Annotated in this window: 20 protein-coding genes; 16 read left to right on the top strand and 4 right to left on the bottom strand. The window is 56.8% G+C overall.

Translation table 11 applies throughout. The features are described 5' to 3' along the window. Positions 1 to 105 precede the first annotated feature (105 nt). Together CLR77_RS13525 and lolD are read left to right on the top strand one after the other, a co-directional pair. A complete protein-coding gene (locus CLR77_RS13525) occupies positions 106 to 1344 on the top strand; it encodes a lipoprotein-releasing ABC transporter permease subunit (RefSeq protein WP_097461196.1) in 1239 nt (412 codons plus the stop codon). Continuing rightward, a complete protein-coding gene (lolD, locus tag CLR77_RS13530; protein ID WP_097461197.1) occupies positions 1337 to 2023 on the top strand; it encodes a lipoprotein-releasing ABC transporter ATP-binding protein LolD in 687 nt (228 codons plus the stop codon). The genes CLR77_RS13525 and lolD overlap by 8 nt, the downstream gene beginning before the upstream one ends. A gap of 21 nt (positions 2024 to 2044) precedes the next feature. On the opposite strand, the gene CLR77_RS13535 is transcribed toward lolD, so the two are convergent. Beyond that, complete coding sequence (locus CLR77_RS13535) at positions 2045 to 2557, bottom strand: DUF2062 domain-containing protein (protein WP_097461198.1); 513 nt, start codon at positions 2555 to 2557, stop codon at positions 2045 to 2047. A 75-nt stretch (positions 2558 to 2632) separates the two neighbouring features. Between CLR77_RS13535 and CLR77_RS13540 the strand changes: the two genes are divergently transcribed. From CLR77_RS13540 to murB, 9 genes are all read left to right on the top strand, one after another. Then, positions 2633 to 4930: a DNA internalization-related competence protein ComEC/Rec2 gene (locus CLR77_RS13540; protein WP_143269416.1), complete on the top strand. Its 2298-nt coding sequence runs from the start codon at positions 2633 to 2635 to the stop codon at positions 4928 to 4930. An 82-nt stretch (positions 4931 to 5012) separates the two neighbouring features. Continuing rightward, positions 5013 to 5639, top strand: coding sequence for a MotA/TolQ/ExbB proton channel family protein (locus CLR77_RS13545; RefSeq protein ID WP_097461200.1), 627 nt, complete (start codon positions 5013 to 5015; stop codon positions 5637 to 5639). 5 nt (positions 5640 to 5644) lie between these two features. Continuing rightward, positions 5645 to 6073: an ExbD/TolR family protein gene (locus CLR77_RS13550; protein WP_097461201.1), complete on the top strand. Its 429-nt coding sequence runs from the start codon at positions 5645 to 5647 to the stop codon at positions 6071 to 6073. Between the two features lie 50 nt (positions 6074 to 6123). Beyond that, complete coding sequence (gene msbA, locus CLR77_RS13555; RefSeq protein ID WP_097461202.1) at positions 6124 to 7866, top strand: lipid A export permease/ATP-binding protein MsbA; 1743 nt, start codon at positions 6124 to 6126, stop codon at positions 7864 to 7866. A 2-nt stretch (positions 7867 to 7868) separates the two neighbouring features. Beyond that, positions 7869 to 8864 (top strand): tetraacyldisaccharide 4'-kinase, encoded by a 996-nt coding sequence (gene lpxK / locus CLR77_RS13560; RefSeq protein ID WP_097461203.1) that lies wholly within the window; start codon positions 7869 to 7871, stop codon positions 8862 to 8864. 91 nt (positions 8865 to 8955) lie between these two features. Then, entirely contained in the window at positions 8956 to 9144 is a 189-nt protein-coding gene (locus CLR77_RS13565) for a Trm112 family protein (RefSeq protein WP_097461204.1), read from the top strand. A 14-nt stretch (positions 9145 to 9158) separates the two neighbouring features. Further along, entirely contained in the window at positions 9159 to 9926 is a 768-nt protein-coding gene (kdsB, locus tag CLR77_RS13570; RefSeq protein WP_097461205.1) for a 3-deoxy-manno-octulosonate cytidylyltransferase, read from the top strand. Further along, on the top strand, positions 9923 to 10405 hold the full coding sequence (locus CLR77_RS13575; protein ID WP_097461206.1) for a low molecular weight protein-tyrosine-phosphatase: 483 nt from the start codon (positions 9923 to 9925) through the stop codon (positions 10403 to 10405). Before kdsB ends, CLR77_RS13575 begins: the two co-directional genes overlap by 4 nt. After that, positions 10402 to 11448 carry a UDP-N-acetylmuramate dehydrogenase gene (gene murB, locus CLR77_RS13580; protein WP_097461207.1) on the top strand — a complete coding sequence of 349 codons (1047 nt, stop codon included), beginning with the start codon at positions 10402 to 10404 and terminating at the stop codon, positions 11446 to 11448. Before CLR77_RS13575 ends, murB begins: the two co-directional genes overlap by 4 nt. A 76-nt stretch (positions 11449 to 11524) precedes the next feature. Here murB and CLR77_RS13585 read toward each other — a convergent pair whose 3' ends face one another. The 3 genes from CLR77_RS13585 to CLR77_RS13595 form a co-directional block, all read right to left on the bottom strand. Next, positions 11525 to 12097, bottom strand: coding sequence for an AAA family ATPase (locus tag CLR77_RS13585; protein ID WP_158227199.1), 573 nt, complete (start codon positions 12095 to 12097; stop codon positions 11525 to 11527). Beyond that, entirely contained in the window at positions 12090 to 12443 is a 354-nt protein-coding gene (locus tag CLR77_RS13590) for a TA system antitoxin ParD family protein (RefSeq protein WP_158227200.1), read from the bottom strand. Before CLR77_RS13590 ends, CLR77_RS13585 begins: the two co-directional genes overlap by 8 nt. 312 nt (positions 12444 to 12755) lie before the next feature. Next, positions 12756 to 13484, bottom strand: a complete 729-nt coding sequence (locus CLR77_RS13595) for a DUF4114 domain-containing protein (RefSeq protein WP_143269427.1) — start codon at positions 13482 to 13484, stop codon at positions 12756 to 12758. Positions 13485 to 14019: 535 nt separating this feature from the next. Here CLR77_RS13595 and CLR77_RS13600 point away from each other — a divergent pair. The 5 genes from CLR77_RS13600 to CLR77_RS13620 all read left to right on the top strand — a co-directional run bounded on the left by CLR77_RS13600 (position 14020) and on the right by CLR77_RS13620 (position 21431). Beyond that, positions 14020 to 15261, top strand: a complete 1242-nt coding sequence (locus CLR77_RS13600) for an efflux RND transporter periplasmic adaptor subunit (protein ID WP_097461211.1) — start codon at positions 14020 to 14022, stop codon at positions 15259 to 15261. Continuing rightward, a complete protein-coding gene (locus CLR77_RS13605; protein ID WP_097461212.1) occupies positions 15258 to 17210 on the top strand; it encodes a MacB family efflux pump subunit in 1953 nt (650 codons plus the stop codon). The genes CLR77_RS13600 and CLR77_RS13605 overlap by 4 nt, the downstream gene beginning before the upstream one ends. A 3-nt stretch (positions 17211 to 17213) precedes the next feature. Then, entirely contained in the window at positions 17214 to 18650 is a 1437-nt protein-coding gene (locus tag CLR77_RS13610; RefSeq protein ID WP_097461213.1) for an efflux transporter outer membrane subunit, read from the top strand. A 231-nt stretch (positions 18651 to 18881) separates the two neighbouring features. After that, on the top strand, positions 18882 to 19544 hold the full coding sequence (locus CLR77_RS13615; RefSeq protein WP_158227201.1) for a DUF6515 family protein: 663 nt from the start codon (positions 18882 to 18884) through the stop codon (positions 19542 to 19544). 471 nt (positions 19545 to 20015) lie between these two features. After that, positions 20016 to 21431: a TIGR03013 family XrtA/PEP-CTERM system glycosyltransferase gene (locus CLR77_RS13620; protein WP_097461215.1), complete on the top strand. Its 1416-nt coding sequence runs from the start codon at positions 20016 to 20018 to the stop codon at positions 21429 to 21431. Positions 21432 to 21472: the final 41 nt, after the last annotated feature.

Below are 21472 nucleotides of genomic sequence, written 5' to 3' on the forward strand. Positions count from 1 at the left end.
GTTTTTCGTTAGTGTAACAGCTTCTGCGCGAGTTGCTTTTTTCGCCGCAGGTTGATTCGGGTTCCCGCCTCAGGGCGGTGTGGCCATGGAGTGGAATGACCGCAGATGTTTAAGCCCTTACCGTTTTATATCGGTTTGCGTTACACCGCAGCCAAGCGCCGCAATCACTTTATTTCCTTTATTTCATTGATATCGATGCTGGGGTTGACCCTGGGCATCGCCGTGCTGATCACGGTCCTGTCCGTCATGAACGGATTCGACCATGAATTACAGAAGCGCATCCTGGGTATGGTGCCCCATGCCGTGATTCGCAGTCAGGGGCCGATGACGGACTGGCGCCAGGTGGCAAAAATTGCCAGCCAGGATCCTGATGTGGTGGGCACGGCCCCTTTCACACAGGTGCAGGGTATGGTGACTGAGCGAGGGCAGGTCCGGGGCATTCTGCTCAATGGAATCCTTCCTTCGATGGAGCCCAAGGTCTCCATTATCCAGAATCATATGATTGCAGGCAGTCTCAATGATCTGAAGCCCGGCAAGTTCGGCATTATCGTGGGCCAGTTACTGGCGCGATATCTGGATCTCTCGCTCGGCGATAAGGTGACGGTGATCCTGCCAGAGGCATCGCTGACACCGGCGGGAGTGTTACCGCGGCTTAAGCGGTTTACCGTGGTCGGCATCTTCAAGGTGGGAGCGGAGCTGGATGCGAACTACACGGTGATCAATATCGATGATGCAGAACGCATCCTGCATACCGACGGCGTAGGCGGGGTGCGGCTGAAAGTGGATAACCTGTTCAAGGCCCCGATGATCGCGGAACGAATCGCCCAGAAGCTGCCAGGCATGCACTATATCAGCGACTGGACCCAGACCCAGGGCAACCTGTTCCGCGCCATCGGTATGGAAAAGACGATGATCGGGTTGTTGCTGATGTTTATCGTTGCCGTGGCGGCTTTCAATATCGTCTCTGCGCTGGTGATGGTGGTCACCGACAAGCGTGCCGATATCGCGATCCTGCGGACCATGGGGGCGACGCCGGGCACCATACTGCGGATCTTTATCGTTCAGGGGGCAGTGATAGGTCTCACCGGCCTGGTTGTCGGCGCCATTCTCGGCATCATTCTCGCGCTGAACGTGAGCGATATGTTCAACTGGCTGGAGCATGTGACCCACCATCAGTTCCTCAGTGCGGACGTCTATTTCATCAGCTATCTGCCCTCGCAGCTCAAGTGGTCCGATGTGGCCGTTATCTGTGGCTCGGGGCTTGCCATGAGCCTGCTGGCAACCCTCTATCCGGCATGGCGGGCATCAAAAGTGGATCCTGCGGAGGCATTGCGATATGAGTAATGCGTTGGTTATCGACTGTCGCAGTGTTACCAAGAGCTACCGTGAGGGGCGGTCTACGCTGACCGTTTTCCATGATATTTCAGTGGAATTGGCTGCGGGAGAAACCCTCGGGATTGTGGGCAGTTCAGGTGCGGGCAAAACGACGTTGCTCAATTTGCTGGGGGGCTTGGATAAGCCCAGTTCCGGCGAAGTGCACGTTATGGGGCAGAACATCCATCGCCTGCGGGAAAAGCCCCGGGCAGCATTCCGCAATCGAACTCTTGGCTTCGTCTACCAATTTCACCACCTGTTGTCCGAGTTTACCGCGCTGGAAAATGTCGCGATGCCTTGCTTGCTGGGTGGCCGCTCAGTGGTGGAAAGCCGGCAAAGAGCCCGGGATATCCTGACACGGGTCGGCTTGGAGCCCCGGTTGGAGCACAAGCCGGCAGAGCTGTCAGGCGGGGAGCGTCAGCGTGTCGCCATTGCCCGTGCCCTGGTGAATGAACCCAAGTGTGTGCTGATGGACGAGCCTACCGGTAATCTCGACGAGGCGACCGCGGCGGGTGTACAGGCGTTGATTGAGGAGCTGAGCGCTCAACTGGCGACATCCTTCGTGATCGTGACGCACGATAGCCAGCTGGCTGGCCGTCTGCAGCGGGTGTGCCGCTTGGAACAGGGGCGCTTGATCGCAGAACGGTAGCGTTTTGGGCGCGCGGGAAGGCTATCGATGCTTTCGCCGTTCGCGCCAGTCGCGGCGAATCTTGCGTCTCCACAGCCAGTCGACGACGACAAAACTCGCGATACCAAAGCCCAGGCCCGCGATGACCGATCCGGTATACAGGGGGACTCCCACTTCCATCAGGCGGTGGCTGATCCAGTTAAGGGACAGATGGAAGTCAAAAGGCAGGGTGGGTCTGCCCAGTAGCAGTGCTCCGAGCCGGTAATTGAAGTAGAAGATCGGAGGCATGGTCAGCGGGTTGGTGATCCAGACCAAGGCCACGGACAAGGGCAGGTTGGCATTCAACCAGAGTGCGAACAGGGCGGCCGGGATCATCTGAAACGGCATGGGTATAAAACACCAGAAGATACCGATCAGGCAGGCGCGTGCAATGGAATGCCGGTTGATATGCCAAAGATTGGGTTCGTGCAGGATGTTGCCCAGAAAGTGCAGAGACTTGATGTTCCGGACTTTCTCCGGTGACGGCATATGTCGCTTGATGAAATCCTTGGGCATAGAACAGTCAGCCTACAGTGCCTTGACCGGTTTTTGACGAAATAAGGTAATACACAGTCGCAGGGAGCGAAGATATTGCGCGCACGGATGATCGCGTTTTCGGGCGGGGTAATCTTACTGTATTGTGTCGGCACAATACCACCGCCCACCTACCTGTTTGGGGCTGCAGCGCTGCTGCTGTTGGTCGCATGGCGTGCTCGCGGCAGACGGGTGGCAGGGCTGTTTTGTTGCCTGTTGCTGGGGGCTTCATGGGCCGACTACCAGGCCCTGGTCCGATATAACGGGCGCTTGCCGGCAGCTGTGGAGCTAAAGCCTTTGATGGCGGAAGGCTACCTCTGCAGTCTTCCAGCCCCTGGTGCCTACGGAGCTGTCCACTTCGATTTCTGCGTTACCCGCTGGCCTCAAACTTCATTATTGTCGCAGCCAGCTCGCATACGCCTCACACGCTATCACGCGAAGCCCTCAGATATCCCGGATCAGGCCCGTCTTGTCGTTCGGTTGAAGCGCCCCCATGGCGAAGTCAATCCATCGGGTTTTCGCTATGAAACCTGGCTCTTTCGCCACGGTTACCTGGCAACAGGTTCAGTGCGAACGATCGAGCCGGGCAGGGGCCACTGTGGACCTTCCTGTCATTTCGATGAATGGCGTCGGCACCTGGTTCTGCGCTTTGAACAGCGATACCCCCATCTTGACCAGCAGCCGCTTGTGGAGTCGCTGCTATTTGGCGTGCGCGCCCGGATTACCTCATCGCAATGGCAGGTTTTGCAGCGCACGGGCACGATTCACCTGATTTCGATCTCTGGCCTGCACGTGGGGCTGCTGGCGGCATTGACGGGATGGCTGAGTCGTTATGTTTGGCTGCTGCTGTGTGGTCAACGCTTCCCGCCTTCGTGGCAGCGTCGTTTCGTTGTTATTTCGGTATTGGTTAGCAGTGGGTTTTACGCGGCCCTGGCAGGGTTTTCGATACCGACACAGCGAGCACTGATCATGGTGGCGGTTGGGCTGGCAGCCTATTTATCGGGGCGTCGGTTGAGTTTGTGGACAGCCTGGTGGACGGCGCTTTGCCTGGTGCTGCTGATCGACCCGCTCGCGCCTTTGGATTTGGGCTGCTGGCTATCGTTCTGCGCTGTGGCCAGCCTTCTGTTCGCGTTTGGCGGTCGCCTTCGGCCGTCATCGTCCGTGGGTAGCCTCATCGTTGCGCAGATTGCGATTGGTGCCGGGCTGCTTCCTGTCCTGATGGCCATGGGATTACCTGTGGCGAGCCTGGGTTTCCTGGTGAACCTTTTGGCGATTCCCTGGGTGTCATTGTTGGTGATGCCATTACTTTTTGTCGCTGTGCCGCTGGGAATGACATTTCCTTTTCTGGCGGGACCCTTGAGTGTCCTCATGGATGCGGTGTTAGGGTTGTGGTGGCAGGGTCTGAGTTGGTCGTCAGCGCACAGTGACCTCCTGTTCCCGGTCAGCGTTACGGTTGCTCTCGGGGTTGCGGCAACCACCATGATGATGCTTTGGCCGGTCTCGAGGTTCTACCGCATGGTTGCTGCTATAACCTTGCTGATCGTATTGACCCCGCTGTTGCCGGAATGGCGTCGAAACAGTGTGGTGTCCGGGGTAACCATGCGGGTCTTTGATGTCGGGGAGGGAACTTCGGTATTGCTGCGCTCGGGGCGTCATGCGGTGCTTTACGGTGTGGGGCCGGGATCACCGGATGGGTATAACGCTGCCAGTCAGGTGATTCTGCCGAGCCTTGCCGCATTGGGAGTGCGGCGATTGGATGCGCTGGTGATGAGTCGTGCTGACTGGAACCACCGACTGGATGCGAAACTGCTCGAAAATGGCGTTTGGGTCGAAAGGGTGATCAGTCCAAAAGCGACGGAGCCCGAACTCGCCTGTAAAGCTGCACCCGCTATGGTGCTGGGCGATATGGTATTGACCTTCTGGGCACCCCCCAGGGCGGGCGATCGAGAGAGGAGTGCCTGCGTGACACGCGTCGAAACGGCCGGCGGCGATGTGATGCTGGCGGGCGATCTTTCCGTGGCTGGCGAGAGGTGGCGGTTGAGCCGCCCCAATCGGCCGGCTCCGGTCAGGATTCTGGTGGCCGGTCGGGCCGGCAGCGCTACCGGCTCATCGTTACCTTGGGTGAGGGCGCTTGAGCCTGAATGGGTGGTGTTTGCGGCAGGCTACCGAAACCCTTATCACCATCCGGCCGCATTGGTAGTACGCCGTTATCGGCAGGCCGGGGCTCGGATACTCGAAACAGCGAAGAGAGGGAGTCTCCATTTTCGCTGGAAACGCGATCATATTGTGGTTTCCGGTACCCGGGATCAGGCCGCATTTTGGATAGAAAAGACACAGTTGGGGGCGGGATCTTGAGGAACGGGATTCATTGTTGCGATTCGGCTGTGTCACTGTGCTAAAGTATCGCGCGGCTTGATTGACTTCATGGAGACTTCGCGTGTTAGAGCTGTTGAAAGCCGGCGGTATCGTCATGATTCCCATCGTGGCTTGTTCGATCCTCGCACTGGCCATCGTTTTGGAACGTTTCTGGACATTGCGGACCAGTCGGATCGCCCCCAAGGACACTATAAAAGAGCTTTGGCGCTGGATTAAACGCAAAGAGCTGAATTCGCGAAAGCTCAAAGCGCTGCGTGAATCTTCACCGTTGGGCCGAATCCTTTCTGCGGGCCTGATGAACGCCAAGCATGGCCGCGATGTGATGAAGGAAAGCATCGAGGAAGAGGCTGCACAGGTGGTACATGAGCTGGAGCGGTTCCTCAACGCTTTGGGTACCATTGCGGCCATCTCGCCGTTGCTGGGTCTTCTGGGTACCGTTGTCGGCATGATCCAGGTGTTTTCGGAGATCTCACTGGCGGGGATCGGTAATGCCGACAACCTGGCAGGCGGTATTTCCCAGGCGCTGATCACCACGGCTGCCGGTCTGACAATCGCCATACCCACCCTGATTTGCCATCGTTACTTCGTGGCACGCGTCGACGCCATCGTCGTCGGCATGGAACAGGAAGCGGTGAAACTCGTGGAAGTCGTCCACGGTGATCGTGAGATTGACGCCGAGGGAGAATAAGCACCGTGAAATTCAAGCGTCAGGCTTCCCGCGGTGAGTCGCTGGTCGATATCACACCGCTGATCGATGTGGTGTTCCTGCTGCTGATCTTTTTCATGGTGTCGGCAACCTTTACCCGGGAAAGTCACCTGAAAATCGATCTGCCCCAGGCGGATGGCCAGCAAGGCAAGATTGAAAAGCTCAATGTCGATGTCATCATCGATGCCAAGGGCAATTTCTCGGTCAACGATCGGCCGCTGGTCAACAACCAGCGCGATACCTTGAAACGTGCGGTCGAAAAAGTGGCAAACGGCAATCACAAGATTCCTTTCGTGATAACCGCCGATGCGATGACTCCGCACGAGTATGTGGTTCGGGCAATGGATGTGGCTGGCCAACTGGGGTTCGTGCGACTCAGTATCACCACCAAGCGTGGCAACGATAACGGCAAATAATCGCCCGCCCGTGCACTAGGCACGGGCCCTCCGGAGTCCACTAGAGTTTCATGTCTGACGAAAACGCGTCTCACTGGCAGATCTATAGGCGTCTGCTGACTTATCTCAAACCGCTCTGGTTTGCTTTCATGCTGGCTGTCATTGGCAACGGTATTTATGCCGGTGCCTCGACAGCTATGGCCGCGGCGATGGAGTTCGTCATCAAGGCGGTTCAGGAGCCTTCCCACCACAGCCGGGTACTGGTCTGTTTGCTGATTGTTGCGGTATTTCTGATGCGCGGCGTCGGTACTTTTTTTGGCCAGTATTTCATGGCCAAGGTGGCCCGTAGCATCGTCAACGAAATGCGGACCGAGATCTTCAACCACTTCCTGAAGCTGCCCTGTGGGTTTTTCGAAGACCATGCCTCTGGTCATTTGGTCTCGAAGATCACGTATAACGTGGAACAGGTGACCGGGGCCGCAACCAGTGCCATTACGGTCATGCTGCGCGAAGGACTGACGGTCGTCGGGCTGGTGGGGTTCATGTTCGTGACCAATTGGCGACTGTCGCTCATCTTCCTGGCATTGGGGCCGCTCATCGGTGGCATCATCAGCTATGTCAGCAAACGCTTCCGAAAGCTGAGCCGACGGATTCAGAGTTCGATGGGCGATGTGACCCATGTTGCGTCTGAGGCCATCAACGGCTACCGCGTCGTAAGGATCTTCGGTGGCGAGAGCTACGAAGAGGTTCGTTTTCGCGAGGTTAGCGAGAATAACCAGCGACAGAGCATGAAGATGGCGTTGACCCAGGCGATCAGCACGCCGGTCGTCCAGGTCCTGGTGGCTATCGCTATCGCACTACTTGTCTGGTTGGCGCTGGCGCCTTCGGTACAGGGGCATATGACCACCGGACAGTTCGTCGCGTTTATCACAGCGGCGACGACGCTGGCCAAACCCATCCGTCAGCTGACTTCGGTACATTCCCAGGTGCAACAGGGGATTGCTGCCGCGCAGGATGTATTCGAGAATCTTGATGTCCCTATTGAGGCCGATGAAGGGTCTCTTGAGCCGCCGCGCGTTAGGGGTGATATTCGTTTCGACCAGGTGCGTTTCCGTTACCGGTCTCAATACGAAGACGTGCTCAAAGGCATCGATCTCGACATTCGCGCAGGGCAGACCGTGGCGCTGGTCGGTCGGTCCGGAAGTGGCAAGTCAACATTGATTAGCCTGCTACCCAGGTTCTACGATTTTACGGGCGGAAATATCCTTATCGATGGCATGCCCCAGCGGGATCTGACACTGGCTGCATTGCGTCGGCAGATGTCGCTCGTTACGCAGCAGGTGGTGCTGTTTAACGACACTATCGCCAACAACATTGCTTATGGCGTGCTACGGAATACCTCTAAAGAGGAGATTCGCGAGGCGGCCCGCAAGGCGTATGCGCTGGAGTTTATCGAAAGGCTGCCGCAGGGCTTCGATACGCTGATCGGTGATAACGGTGTCATGCTCTCCGGAGGCCAACGGCAGCGTCTGGCCATTGCCCGTGCGTTGCTGAAGGATGCTCCTATCCTCATCCTGGACGAAGCAACCTCTGCCCTGGATACCGAATCCGAGCGTCAGATTCAGGCGGCACTCGAGACCGTGATGCAGGGGCGTACCACACTGGTGATCGCCCACCGGCTGTCCACCGTCGAAAATGCCGACCGGATCCTGGTGATGGATGCCGGGCAGATTGTCGAATCCGGAAGTCACAGTGAGTTGCTGGCGTTGGACGGGCAATACGCTCAGCTCTACCAGATGCAATTCAGCGATTGACCATGCGCTTCAATGTCGACAGGCTTTGGTACCGGCGCGCGCGTCCGCTATTGATACTGGCGCCGCTGGCCTGGTTGTTCGGTGTGATCGTGCGTCGGCGGCGTTTGCGCTACCGCACAGGAAATTCCGCTTCATATCGCTCTTCCTTGCCGGTCATTGTGGTGGGCAACATCACCGTGGGCGGCACCGGCAAATCGCCACTGACGGCCTGGTTGGTGGAATTCCTCAAGCGTCAGGGTAAGCGCCCGGTGATTGTCAGTCGCGGTTACGGCGGGCGGGCGGACTACTACCCCTGTGTGATCGATGCCCATAGCCGCCCGGAAACCGTGGGAGATGAGCCGCTGATGCTCGCCCGCCTTACCGGTGTTCCTGTCGTTGTAGACCCTCAGCGTGCGAGAGCAGCCGCCTATGTGCAGGAGAGGAGTCTGGGCGATATCATCGTCTGTGACGACGGTCTGCAGCACTATGCGCTTCAACGTGATGTCGAAATCGTTGTTTTTGACGGTCAGCGTGGCGTCGGCAATGGCATGCTGTTACCGGTAGGGCCGTTGAGAGAACCTTTGGCGAGGGCTGTTGAAGCTGATTTACTGGTCGCCAACGGCGGTGTACCTGCAACGCTCAGTGGCTTGCCGATCCATGAGATGCGATTGGCTCCGCGGCAGTTACGACGGGTGTCGACAGGGGAGACTGCGCCCTTGGAGTGGTTGCACGGGCAGACCGTACATGGCGTCGCCGGCATCGGGAATCCCGCTCGATTTTTTGATACGCTGACGAAACTCGGTGCCAATGTTATTCCCCATCCGTTGCCGGACCATTATCGGTTGACAGCGTCCGATATTGATTATCTGGGAGAGGTCGTTATGACCGACAAGGATGCCGTCAAATGCGAGGCCTTTGCTGGAGAGCGGGCGTGGGCGCTTGAAGTCAATGCCGAATTGGGCAGCGAGTTTGTGTCGGCACTCAAAACGGTTCTGCGGGCAAAAGGCCTCTTGAAGTAAAATTTGCTCCAGAAATTTCGCTCCAGAAATAAAGTGGCGCGGGAGCACGGCATTTGGCGTATTCCGGACATTCATACAGGTAGAACCATCAATGGATAAGAAACTACTGGCCTTGCTGGCCTGTCCCGTTTGCAGGGGTGAGTTGAAACTGGATAAAGAGCGTCAGGAACTGATCTGTCGTGCAGACGGTATGGCATTCCCCATCCGGGATGGGATTCCGGTCATGCTGGCGACTGAAGCCCGGACACTGACCTCGGACGAGCGTCTGGCCAAGTCCTGATCCGGAGCATCTGCATGGCTTTTTCCGTTGTGATTCCTGCGCGTTACGCGTCCACTCGTCTTCCCGGGAAACCCCTGCTGGAGATTGGCGGAAAGCCGATGATTCAGCATGTCTACGAGCGAGCGAGTGAAAGCCAGGCTTCCGAGGTTGTCATTGCCACCGATGATGCGCGGATATACCAGGTGGCAGAGTCCTTTGGTGCCAGGGTCGTCATGACCGCAGCCACGCACAATTCCGGCACTGATCGCCTGGAAGAGGTGGCGTCCCGCCTGGGATATGCAGACGACCATATCGTGGTCAACGTTCAAGGGGATGAACCGCTGATCCCGGCCGCGTTGATCAATCAAGTCGCGGACAATCTGGCGACTGAGGCCGAAGCGAGCATTGCAACGCTTTGCGAACGGATTCATGACCGGGAGTCGGTCTTCAATCCCAATGTGGTTAAAGTGGTTTTCGATCATAAGGGGATGGCGCACTATTTCAGCAGAGCGACCATTCCCTGGGCTCGGGACGACTTCGCGAAGGGCCAGCCGGCAAGCTTGCCCGATCATGTTCGCTGGTATCGTCATATCGGAATCTATGCCTATCGCGTCAGCTTGTTGAAGGCGTTTGTGGAATGGGAACCGGCCCCGCTGGAGGTGACTGAGGCCCTTGAACAGTTGCGTGCACTCTGGAACGGCGCACGTATCCATGTGGCCGAGGCGGGCGTCACGCCAGCACCGGGCGTGGATACTGAGGCCGATCTGGAGCGTGTCCGCGCTATTCTGGAGAAGCGTCCATGAGCGGAGAGATCTCCGTCCTGTTCGTTTGTCTGGGCAACATCTGTCGCTCGCCCACTGCGCACGGTGTCTTCGAGAAAATGGTGCAGGATGCCGGTTTGCAGGATCGGATTCGGATCGATTCGGCAGGAACCGGGGCCTGGCACGTCGGGGAATCGCCTGACAAGCGAGCGACGGCTGCCGCGGCGCAGCGCGGTTATCGGCTTGATCACTTGCGTGCCCGCCAGGCGACGGCGGGTGACTTTTCCCGTTTTGATTACGTCTTGGCGATGGATCGCAGCAATTACGGGGATCTCGAAAGCATACGTCAGGAAGGCTCCTCTGCGCGCCTGCAGCTGTTTCTTGAGTATGCGGCCCGTTTCGATGAACGGGAAGTGCCGGACCCATATTATGGCGGGGCGGACGGATTCGATCACGTTCTGGATCTGGTCGAGGATGCTGCAGCGGGATTGTTGAGCCACATCCGGGAGCGCCATCTGTGACGCCGAGTGCCAAGCAGTTGAAAACGCAGGTCGACCTGCGTTCGATGAATACGCTTGGCGTGTCTGCGATGGCGGCGTGGTTCGTTCGGTTAGCCCGGAAGGATGATCTGCCGTATTGGCTGTCCTGGGCTCGGGAAAAGAGCCTGCCGGTGTTGATCCTCGGCGGGGGCAGTAATCTTGTGTTGGCTCAGGATTTTCCGGGGCTGGTGATCCAGATGGGCTTGAAAGGGCGTTGTTGGGAGTCCGTTTCGCAGGAAAGCGCGATTCTTGATGTGGCTGCCGGAGAAAACTGGCATGACACCGTCATGTACAGTGTCGATGCCGGGTATGGCGGTCTGGAAAACCTCGCCTTGATCCCCGGCACCGTGGGCGCTGCGCCTATTCAGAATATTGGCGCCTATGGTGCTGAACTGGGTGATGTGCTGGCGTCTGTGGACGTCTTTGACACACAGCTCGGCGAGTGGCGGCGAATTGCCCGTCAGGAGTGCCGTTTCGGCTATAGGGACAGCCTGTTCAAGCAGGAGCCGGGGCGCTATGTCGTTACCGGTGTTCGGTTTGGCCTGTCGCGGCAGCGGCCGCTTAATATAGCGTACCGGGATCTTCAGCAGTATTTTGCGCAGGTGCAACGCGAGCCGTCGTCCTTGAGCGGGGCAGATGTGGCTCGGGCAGTCATTGCCATTCGCCACGACAAGCTACCCGATCCCACCCGGCTACCCAATGTCGGGAGCTTCTTCAAGAACCCCATTGTTTCCCGCGCACATTACGAAAAGCTTAGCGCGTCATTCCCGGGGCTGGTCTCTTATCCCGATCCCGGCGGCGTTAAACTGGCGGCAGGCTGGATGATCGATCAGTGTGGCTGGAAAGGTTATCGCAATACCCATGTCGGTGTGCATGCACGCCAGGCGTTGGTGCTGATCAACCATGCCAATGGCACGGGCAAGGATATTCTGGATCTTGCCAGGGCGATTCAGGCGGATGTGGAAAAAACCTTTGGAGTTATGCTGGAGATCGAGCCTCTGGTCATCGGGGAAGATGCAGCGTAACGCCGTTTTGATCGTTGGTTTTTATCTTCGACACCTCCCATGCCGTATCTTCAAAGGTAATAGCGGCTTCCGTCCTTTAAATCAGTAGTCGAATCCAGGGAAAGTGTTTGGGATAGGCTTCGACTGCAATGCCTTGTTCCAGTCGCGCTGCGGTGCGGTAGGGGTGTTCGAAGTCGCTGTTATCGAAAAGCCAGGCTCGATCAACTATTTTGATGGCATCGGCCATCAGGGCGTAGGTGCGTTCGTAACGGGCCCTGATCTTATCTTCCGGCACGGGATGTCCGCCGCGGGCCACCCGGTGTTTGACACGAGCCACATTCAGGGTTGGCGTGTCGAGGTGGCAGTAAATCAGGGTTACCAGATAGCCGGCACGTTTGGCCTCGCTCAGTAATTCCAATTTCGAGGGATGGCTAAAAACGGTTTCCGTACAAAAGGAGCGACGTTCCCGGATCAAGGTGTCCCGTAACGTTGCGGCTTCCTGGGCCGCCTGCCAGCTGAGTTCGTCGGTTAACGGCTGATCGTAGCTTTGTGCAATCTGGTCGGCGTTGACAAATGGCAGACCCAGCCGCGCTAAGCGAAAGCGGTAGAAGGTACTTTTTCCTGAACCGTTAGCGCCAGCGAGTAACCAGAGCTCTGGAATATCAGCCATCCTGTTTGGGGTCCAGCAGGACCACATTCCCGTCGCGGGACACTGGAATCGGCTCTCCGCTTTCGATCAACTCTTTCTTCAGGTCCGAATAGTCCTGATCGCCGCCCAGCGTATCGAACACATAGCGGGATGCAACTTGTCGAACCGGCGAACTCAGTTCATCCAGCGACAGCCGTCCCTCTATAAAGGCCTGGAGTTGCTGGATGCTCAGTACCGAACTGGATTCCAGCATTCTGCCCAGCTCCACCCAGTGCTCGATTTGCCCGTTAATGGAGCGGTGGTTGGCTTTACCGGCATTGCGTGCGCGTTCTACCAATTCATCACTCAAGCGTACGGATTGCGGCATGACATTCCCTCCTGTGCTGATCCCCATTATACATAAAAATCGCATTTTGCGATTATTGAGTGCATTTTGCGTTTATTGATCCGCTGGCTGGCAGGGTATTGCGGTTGCTGAAGGGGGCTGTCTGGGGGTGCTAATGCGTTTGTTGATGAAAGTGCGGGGAGGGGGGAGTAAAGGGGCAGTAGGCCTTTCCTGGTTCTACTCGTGGGTAGAGATTGTCAAAAAAATTGACGGATGGCTTAAGCCGTCGGTCGTTAGCATGACATACAAACAAAGAACGCCCCGGTCGGGGCGTTCTTTGTTCAGCCGCCGCGATTAAGCGTTAGCTTTACGACGCTTGTAGGCAATGCCAAGGCCTACCAGGCCAAGACCCATCAGAGCCAGCGAGCCGGGCTCCGGAACAGGCTTGACGGACTCAACTTCAACGACCATGTCCTGATAGTCGAAGTCAGTACCGTCTTCAAAACCGAGGATGTATTCGTTTGGAGTCCAGGTTCCAGCTGAATTTCCGCCGATCTGAATTTTGTCTTTGCCCGTTCCTTCATAGGCGACCATGTGGTCTTGACCGTCGCTGTTCAGGTTCGTGTCGGAGTAGAAGACCTTCGAGCCGGTATTGACGTAGAAGCCAAACAGGTTCTGACCAATGTTGCCCACAATGCTGGTGTTGTTCAGCCAGACGTCGCCATTAGCTTTGATGCTAATGGTTGCCTGTTGCCCAGCCGCAGAGCTGTGACTCAGCAGAGGAATCAGGTTAGAGCCATTCCCGTACTGGAAAATGCCGAACTGTTCACTCGTGTTCCCAGTCAGCGAGATGATGAATGTGCTCGTGGTCGCGCTGGAACCGGTGATTTCCCAGTAGTTATCGCCAGCCACTTGATCGGTGTTCACGTTAACACTGCTGGTGCCGCCGACAGTGATGCCATTAATAACCTGTTGCAGCGATTGCTCATTCGCAGGTGACGGCTGAATGACGGTGGCGCTTACGGTTGATGCAAACGCTGCACATGCCACAACGAGAGCAACTTTAAGTTTGGAGAATTTCATGGGGTAACTCCGCAATTTTTTCAGTTGATTCCAGTGCAGGAGGCCATTGTGCAGCGTATTCACTCGCCTTTAATTCCCTCTGCCCTTTACAACGTTAGTCAGGCTTTTCGGATCGCAATCACCATAAGCAATTGTGGTGCCAACTTAAAAATAACAGCTAGAACAACGAGATACGATTGCTCCAAAAAAGGTGGTGTAAAATATGCTGACAAACACAGCGTGTCGTGACGGTGAATCCCAATGTCGACTGGCTCCGGTGCGGGGATACTACGCAGTGATAGAGGCATTTGTATCAAATTGTCTCCACCGGGGAATTAGCGACACCTCGTTACATATCGACTGATCTGCGGCATATTCGAATGACATCCTTCACGTTAAATAGTCATCCTGAATGTTCTGTAGGCGCCGTATGCGCCGGGGTTCCTGTCGACGTTGATTCACAAGGCGAATTTTTCATGGCTGAAATCTCCGCAATTCTCCAGGGTATCTCGCATTCGGAGTGGCCCGATTCTCGTCTGTTCATGGAGTGCGCGACATGACGACAACTCCGGAAAGGTCGAACCGGGTTGAGGCGGCCCGAGGTACGCGTGGTGCGCATAGCCCGGTGAAAGGTCGGGCGCCACGGAATAGAGGTCTGCGCTGGTTGATCGTCGGGGTTATTCTGGTTCTGGCTGTTGGGGCCGGGGTGACTTATCGGCTGCGCCTCAACGACGCCTCACCACATTATGCCCTGGCGACCGTCACACGCGGCAATATAGAAAAGACCGTTACGGCACTGGGCTCGATTAAGCCAAAGGATTATGTGGACGTCGGTGTCCAGGTTTCCGGCCAGTTGCAGAAGATCTGGGTCGCCATCGGTGACCGTGTCAGCAAGGGACAGCTGCTGGCGGAGATCGATCCCAAAGTGTACGAGACCCGGGTCAGCACCGATAAGGCGAATATGGCGAGCCTCAAGGCCCAGTTGTTGGAGAAAGAGGCCGCGTTGACGCTGGCCCGACAGCAATACAACAGGAACCTGAATCTTTTTAAGGAAAATGCTGTCAGCCAGGACACCCTGCAGACCAGTCATTCTGCAGTGAAGGTGGCTCAGGCACAGATCCTTTCCTACCGTGCGCAGATCGACTCAGCCCAGGCTGCTTTGGATGGCGACGAGGCCAGTCTGGGCTACACCAAGATTTATGCACCGATGTCCGGCACTGTCGTGACGGAGCCGGCCGTTGAAGGTCAGACACTCAACGCCAATCAGACGACGCCGACCATCTTGGAAATCGCGAATCTCGATACCATGACGGTGTGGGCGCAGGTGGCCGAAGCTGACATCAATCGCCTTAAAGTCGGTATGCCGGTCTACTTCACCACACTCGGCATGCCTGATCAGCGGTGGCACGCCACGGTTCGCCAGATTCTCCCTACGCCGGAAACCGTGAACGACGTGATTCTTTACGACGTGCTGATCGATATCGCGAACCCGAATCATGTCTTGATGAGCAGTATGACGGCGCAGGTTTTCTTCGTCCTCGGCGCCGTGCGCGACGTTCCTGTGGTACCGGTTTCGGCGCTCCATTACGATCAGGAGGGCGGTAAAAATCAGGCTTTTGTCATGGTTATGACGGCTCAGGGGCCTCGTCGCAGGCTGGTGGATATTGGCCTACAAAATCGTACAGAGGCTGAGGTGAAATCGGGACTTCAGCCCGGCGACAAGGTCATTGTCGGCGAACTCTCCGCCACGGCCGCATCTCAGGGGCGTCGCCGCTTCGGCATGGGGCCGCACCTATGACGACCGAAACCTCTGATCGTGCTGAACCGCTGTTGTCCTTAAGTGAGATATCCCGCATTTACGAGCGGGGCGATAACCGGGTTTATGCGCTCGACAAGGTCTCTTTGGACATTTTTCCCGGCGAGTTCGTTGCCATTATGGGGCAGTCCGGCTCGGGCAAATCGACGCTGATGAACATCATTGGCTGTCTCGATCGTCCTTCTGAGGGCACCTACGCCGTGAATGGGCAGGATGTCGCAGCACTGACTCGCGACGAACTGGCTGGGTTGCGGCGAGACACCTTTGGTTTCATCTTTCAGCGTTACAACCTGCTGGAGACGGTGACGGCTGTTGAAAATGTTGAAATTCCCGCCGTCTATGCCGGCAGGTCCCGTCGTTCCCGCCTGGAGCGCGCGCGTGCCTTGCTGGATACCCTGGGCTTGGCGGATCGCGCAGAACACCGCCCCAGTGAACTGTCTGGTGGTCAGCAGCAGCGCGTGTCTATTGCGCGTGCGCTGATGAATGATGCTGAAGTCATTCTGGCCGATGAGCCGACAGGCGCCCTGGATTCTCAAAGTGGTGACGATGTCCTGACACTTCTCAAGCAGCTGCATGCTCAGGGGCGCACCATCGTGCTGATTACCCATGATAATGACGTGGCTGCCCATGCTGAGCGCGTGATTCGTATTGCGGACGGCCGGATTGTCGATGACACGGGCGTGGTGCATCGTTGGCCTCCGGTACAAGCCGTTGAGCGGGCGTTGCACACAGGTGGCTTCATGTCCGATTTGAGTGAAGCGGTAAAAATGGCGCTGCGTTCGTTGCGTGCCAATCTTTTTCGATCTTCCCTGACATTGTTGGGGATCGTAATCGGTGTTGCGGCCGTCGTGTCGATGTTGGCGATTGGCGAAGGCAGCCGACTGTCCGTATTGAGAAGCATCGAGTCGATGGGGACCAACCTGGTCATGATTCGGCCTGGGGCGCCAGGCCTGCGCAGCAGTGGAGATATCATCACGTTGACGCCGGGGGACGCAAAGGCCTTGCAGGCGATTCCCGGGGTCGAGAACGTCAGTCCGGAGCGTAACTCCCAAATGACGCTGCGCTACGGCAGTGAAGATTACCGGACACGTGTTCAGGGTGTCTGGCCAGGGTATGCCCTGGCGCGGGACTGGACGATGGCAACGGGCGGTTTTGTCACCCAGAGCGATGTGACCAGCTATGCACCTGTGGTCGTACTGGGGCAAACCGCCGCCAGGAACCTGTTTCCCAGCGGTACAGATCCCATTGGCAAGTATGTGCTGATCCAGAATGTTCCTTTCGAGGTTATCGGTGTCCTCTCGCCGAAAGGCGCCACGCCCTTTGGGTCAGACCAGGACGATGTCGCCATGGTGCCCTTGTCCACGGGTTTTATGCGGCTATTTGGGCGTCAGTACGTCAATACCATCATGCTCAAGGTCGACGATGCCTCGAAAATCGACAGCATCCAGACTGCAATCACCCGGTTATTGGTCAGCCGTCACCGGACCCAGGACTTCCAGGTACGCAACACCGCTTCGATATTGCAGATGGCCAACGATACCCAACAGACGATGACGGTGCTGCTGGGTACTGTAGCGGCTATTTCGCTGTTGGTGGGTGGGATTGGTGTCATGAATATCATGCTGGTCAGTGTCACTGAGCGTAAGCGGGAGATTGGGATCCGGATGGCCACGGGCGCCCGGCCAGGCAACATCCTGCTTCAGTTCAACACCGAAGCCTTGGTGATATGCGGTATCGGCGGACTCGTCGGCGTTGCGTTGGGCGTTTTGTCTGGAGTGGTCGCCAAGACTTTTGGTGTATCGGTGGCCTTTTCGACGGCGCCGGCGGTACTGGCATTTTCTTGTGCGTTTGCCACGGGATTGCTGTTCGGGTTTCTGCCGGCGAGGCAAGCCTCTCGTCTGGACCCGGTCGTCGCATTGGCGGCGGAGTAGGCGATGATGACATTCCGAGTGAAGGGCCTGCCCGCCAAGCCTCTCCCGTTGAGTCACATGTTGGTGCTCACCGTGGTCGTCACACTGCTTTCCGCCTGCTCGGTAACGCCGGCTTATCAAAAGCCGCTCGTTACGCTTCCACAGCAGTGGTCGCCCGTTGCGGCTAACGTCACGCATCAGGTGCAGGCAGGGCGAGCGTGGTGGTCCCACTTCGGTAACAGCGAATTGGATGATCTGGTATCGCAGGCGCTGGCCAGGAACCATGACTTGAAGGCCGCTATGCAACGCGTGGCGCAGGCGAGGGCGCAGGTACGTGTTGCCGGGGCAGGGTTACGGCCCTCGTTGAGCGGTAGCGTCTCCGCAACCCGTAGCCATAACCGCGGTGCAAGCGGCGATGGTAAAACCTCCTATGAGGGGTTGCTGTCGGCCAGTTACGAATTGGACCTTTGGGGTGCCAATCGGGCCTCGTTGACTGCCGCTGAAGCGTCTGCGGAGAAAAGTGTCTACGATCGGGCGGCGTTAGCGCTGGTGGTGGAGGCGGAAGTCGCTTCGGATTATTTCCAGGTTCTGGCATTGAAGGATCGTATCAGGGTTGCACGTCGCAATCTGGCGGCGGCGGAAGACCTGTTGAAGCTTGTCAGAGCCGAGTATGCCCAGGGGGCGACATCCGCCCTGGAAGTCGCCCAGCAGGAAACGACTGTTTATAACGATCAGGCCAAGATCCCTCAGCTCACGGCGCAGAAGGTGAATCTGGAGCATGCCATTGCGGTGCTTATTGGGGTTCCGCCGCAGGCGTTTAGTGTGAAGTCTGAGGGACTGGATGCCGTCTCACTGCCGGCGATCGGTGCCGGTCAGCCGAGTACCCTGTTGGAGCGTCGACCCGATATCCGCTCAGCGGAGGCGGCACTTCGCGGCGCAAATGCCGACGTGGGTATTGCCCGGGCGGCGTTTTTGCCCGCGCTGGATCTTAGTGCGAGTGCAGGATTAGCCGGCCTCATCACCGGAGGGGCATCCACAGTGGCATCACTTGTCGCCCAGATGACGGCGCCTCTCTATAAGGGCGGTGAGCTCCGCGGGCAATTGGCTGTCTCTAAAGCCAAATTGGCGGAGTTGGTGGAGAACTATCGACAAGCGGTTTTGGCCGCATTGCAGGATGTCGAGGATGCCCAGTCGTCGATTTATTACGGTCATCGGCAGGTCGCGCTGCTGAAGCGCGCGGCGGTCAGTGCCCAGCGGGCCTATCATCTGGCCAGAGTCAGGTTTAAGGCGGGTTCGGTGGACTTCCTGAGTGTGCTGTCGGCAGAACAGGCGCAACTGAGTGCCGATGATGCCTTGCTTCAGGCCCAGGCCAGCCAGTTTGTTAACGCCGCTGGATTGTTCAAAGCGCTTGGCGGTGGTTGGGACCTTCGGGAAGGGACGGCCGGTAAGGGTAATTCCTAGGCGCCCGGAGCGGGTCCTCTGATTATCCTGCGACCAGGGAAGGATGATCGGCGCGATACGATCATTGCGATTGCAATGGAGGCCCGCATAGCAAGCGGCCTTCCGTCGGTACCGGAAACGGTGGGGATTTGGTGTTCCGGTCGGCACAGTGGGTCGACATCGCCTTATCACCAAGATCGACTTTTCACCAAGAAAGAAGGTCATTACAAAAAAGTACATCAGGAGAACGCTATGAAAGTTCAAAAGCTGATTTCTGCTAAAGCACTACTAACGGCGATATCCCTGATAGTGGCAATGACCGCTGGGTCGGCCTCAGCGGACGATCGTGGTCGCCACGACAATGATCGGTGGGATAATCACTACCGGCACGATGATGACCGCTATCGCCATCACCGTGATGTACCGAAAGGCTATATTCCAGCGTGGCATGGACGGGAGGTTTACTATGTCCGCCGTGGTCATTTCTATCGCCACACAGACACGGGCTTCGTGTCCATTGGGCTGCCTTTCGGCGCTATCGTTGCGACCTTGCCCGGAGGGCATGTCTCGGTAACGATTGGTGGCCTGGGATATTTCCTCGCCGATGGCGTCTATTATCGGCCGTACCGCACAGGTGGATACCAAATCGTTACACCTCCGGTAGTGCCCGTTGTCCCTGCCGCGAGGGTCCCCGCACCGGCACCGACGTCTTCCGTGACGGTGACGGTGTCAGCATTGAATGTTCGCTCCGGGCCGGGTGGAAATTTCTCGGTTGTCGGCGAAGTGTTCAATGGCGACCCGCTGGTCGTCCACGGTACGGCGCCAGGCTGGTATTACGTGCAGTTGTCCAACGGACAGTATGGCTGGGTCATGATCAGGTATGTCTCACCCATGCAGGTGGAGCCTGAGGGGTAAATTGCGGCGCTCATTCGGTATTTGGGGTATTGTCGAATAACCCGCTGTCATACGGCGGACATTGGCGACTGCTAGATATCGCAGTGGACGGCGTGACTGACTGTTCGAGAAGCAGGGTTTAACGGCTGTAAATTGTAAAAAGTTGCTTAAACCCTGATCAGAGTGTCCTTTATCTGGCGCTTTGACTCGCTTGAAATTGCAAATGCTGCAATGTGGCTTAGAATACTAACCAGTGGTGAGATCGCGGTGAGTATCTCAACAGCGGTGGAACTTTCTCTCTTTTTGGATATCCCTGTCTTCGAACCAACAGCCGACTACTACGCTTTCGTTTATTCTGGTGCTGTCATGGAGCGGTCAGCGAATGACTGATGGTTATTTTCTGTTGTTGACAGGACGGCTCCAGAGGGTTCCGTCGAGTGTATGCTCGTCCGTGGATTGCTGTATTATCGATGCGCTTGACAAGGAGTGAATGTGGCGCACTTTCGCATTTTTGGTCATTATATCCACGTCCCTTATGCCATTCTTGGACTGTTGGATTTCCTGGTTCTTCTACTCTCGTTCTACCTGTCGGTTTTTTTCCGGTTTTTTGGTGACCTGTCCCTTTTAGAACAGCACTGGGCTGCAGTGTTGCCGTCCGCGACGTTCTTTTCCGCAGCTAACCTGGTGGTGATGCTGTCGATCGGCGTGCATCAGTCCCGTTTGGAAGAAGGGATGACCGGCATGATGCTGCGAACCATCCTGGGGCTGATTCTCAGTCTTCCGCTGTCCACCATGGCCTATATCGCCATACCGTCCTCCTTCTGGTACTTAGGCGGGGACAGTGTGTTGCCCTCGGCTTCCGTTTTCGGCTTCTTTTTCCTCGGCATCACGCGCACCCTGTTCTTTATTTTCGTCCGGGAGGCATCCTTTCGGCGTAAGGTGTTGGTGTTGGGAGCGGGGGAGCGGGCCCGCCGATTGATGGAGGACCTGAAAGGCCCGGTCAACCGAAAGGGATTTGAGCTTCAGGGGTTTGTTGCGACAGGTACTGAAGACGAGCTCAAGGTTCCCGAAAACCTGCTCCTGAACATCCCGGGACCCTTGCAGGCTTATGCGCTTGAGCATGCTATCGAGGAAATCGTTGTTGCCGTTGACGATCGTCGTAAAGGTCTGCCGATGGACGATCTTCTGGAATGCAAGATGAAGGGCGTCCGGATACTGGATGGCGCTTCATTCTATGAGCGGGAATCCCGTAAAGTGGCTCTGGAAATGATCTCGCCGGGCTGGCTGGTCTTTTCTGAAGGGTTCAACCTGTCAACGGTGTCCGGCCTGGGCAAGCGTACGATCGATATCCTGGCCAGCTGCACGTTGCTGCTGGCGACCTGGCCGTTGATGTTACTCACTGTGCTGGCTATCAAGCTCGAAGAGGGGTGGCGTGCGCCCATTCTGTACAGCCAGGAGCGGGTTGGTCTCAACGGCCGGCCATTCAATGTGCTTAAATTCCGCTCGATGCGTACTGACGCTGAAAAAGGCGGGGCCGTGTGGGCAAAGCAGAATGATACGCGCGTGACCAAAGTGGGTGCTTTTATCAGAAAGGTTCGTATCGATGAGCTGCCCCAACTTTTTAACGTGGTCAGGGGGGATATGGCCTTCGTTGGCCCGCGGCCCGAACGGCCTGTTTTTGTTGATAAACTGGCACAGACGATACCCTTCTATCATGAGCGGCACCGGGTTAAACCGGGACTGACAGGCTGGGCTCAGCTATGCTTCGCTTATGCGGATAATGAAGAGGATAGTCGCGAAAAACTTCGGTATGACTTGTACTACATCAAGAATCAAAGTCTGCTACTCGATATATTGATCATATTGCAGACAGTAGAAGTCGTCCTGTTTAAAAAAGGGTCCCGATAGACCCGAGTGTTCCAGAGCGGCTGTTCATGTTGATCTTGGGC

The sequence above is a fragment of the Mangrovitalea sediminis genome, assembly GCF_002514725.1.
GTDB lineage: Bacteria > Pseudomonadota > Gammaproteobacteria > Pseudomonadales > Oleiphilaceae > Mangrovitalea > Mangrovitalea sediminis.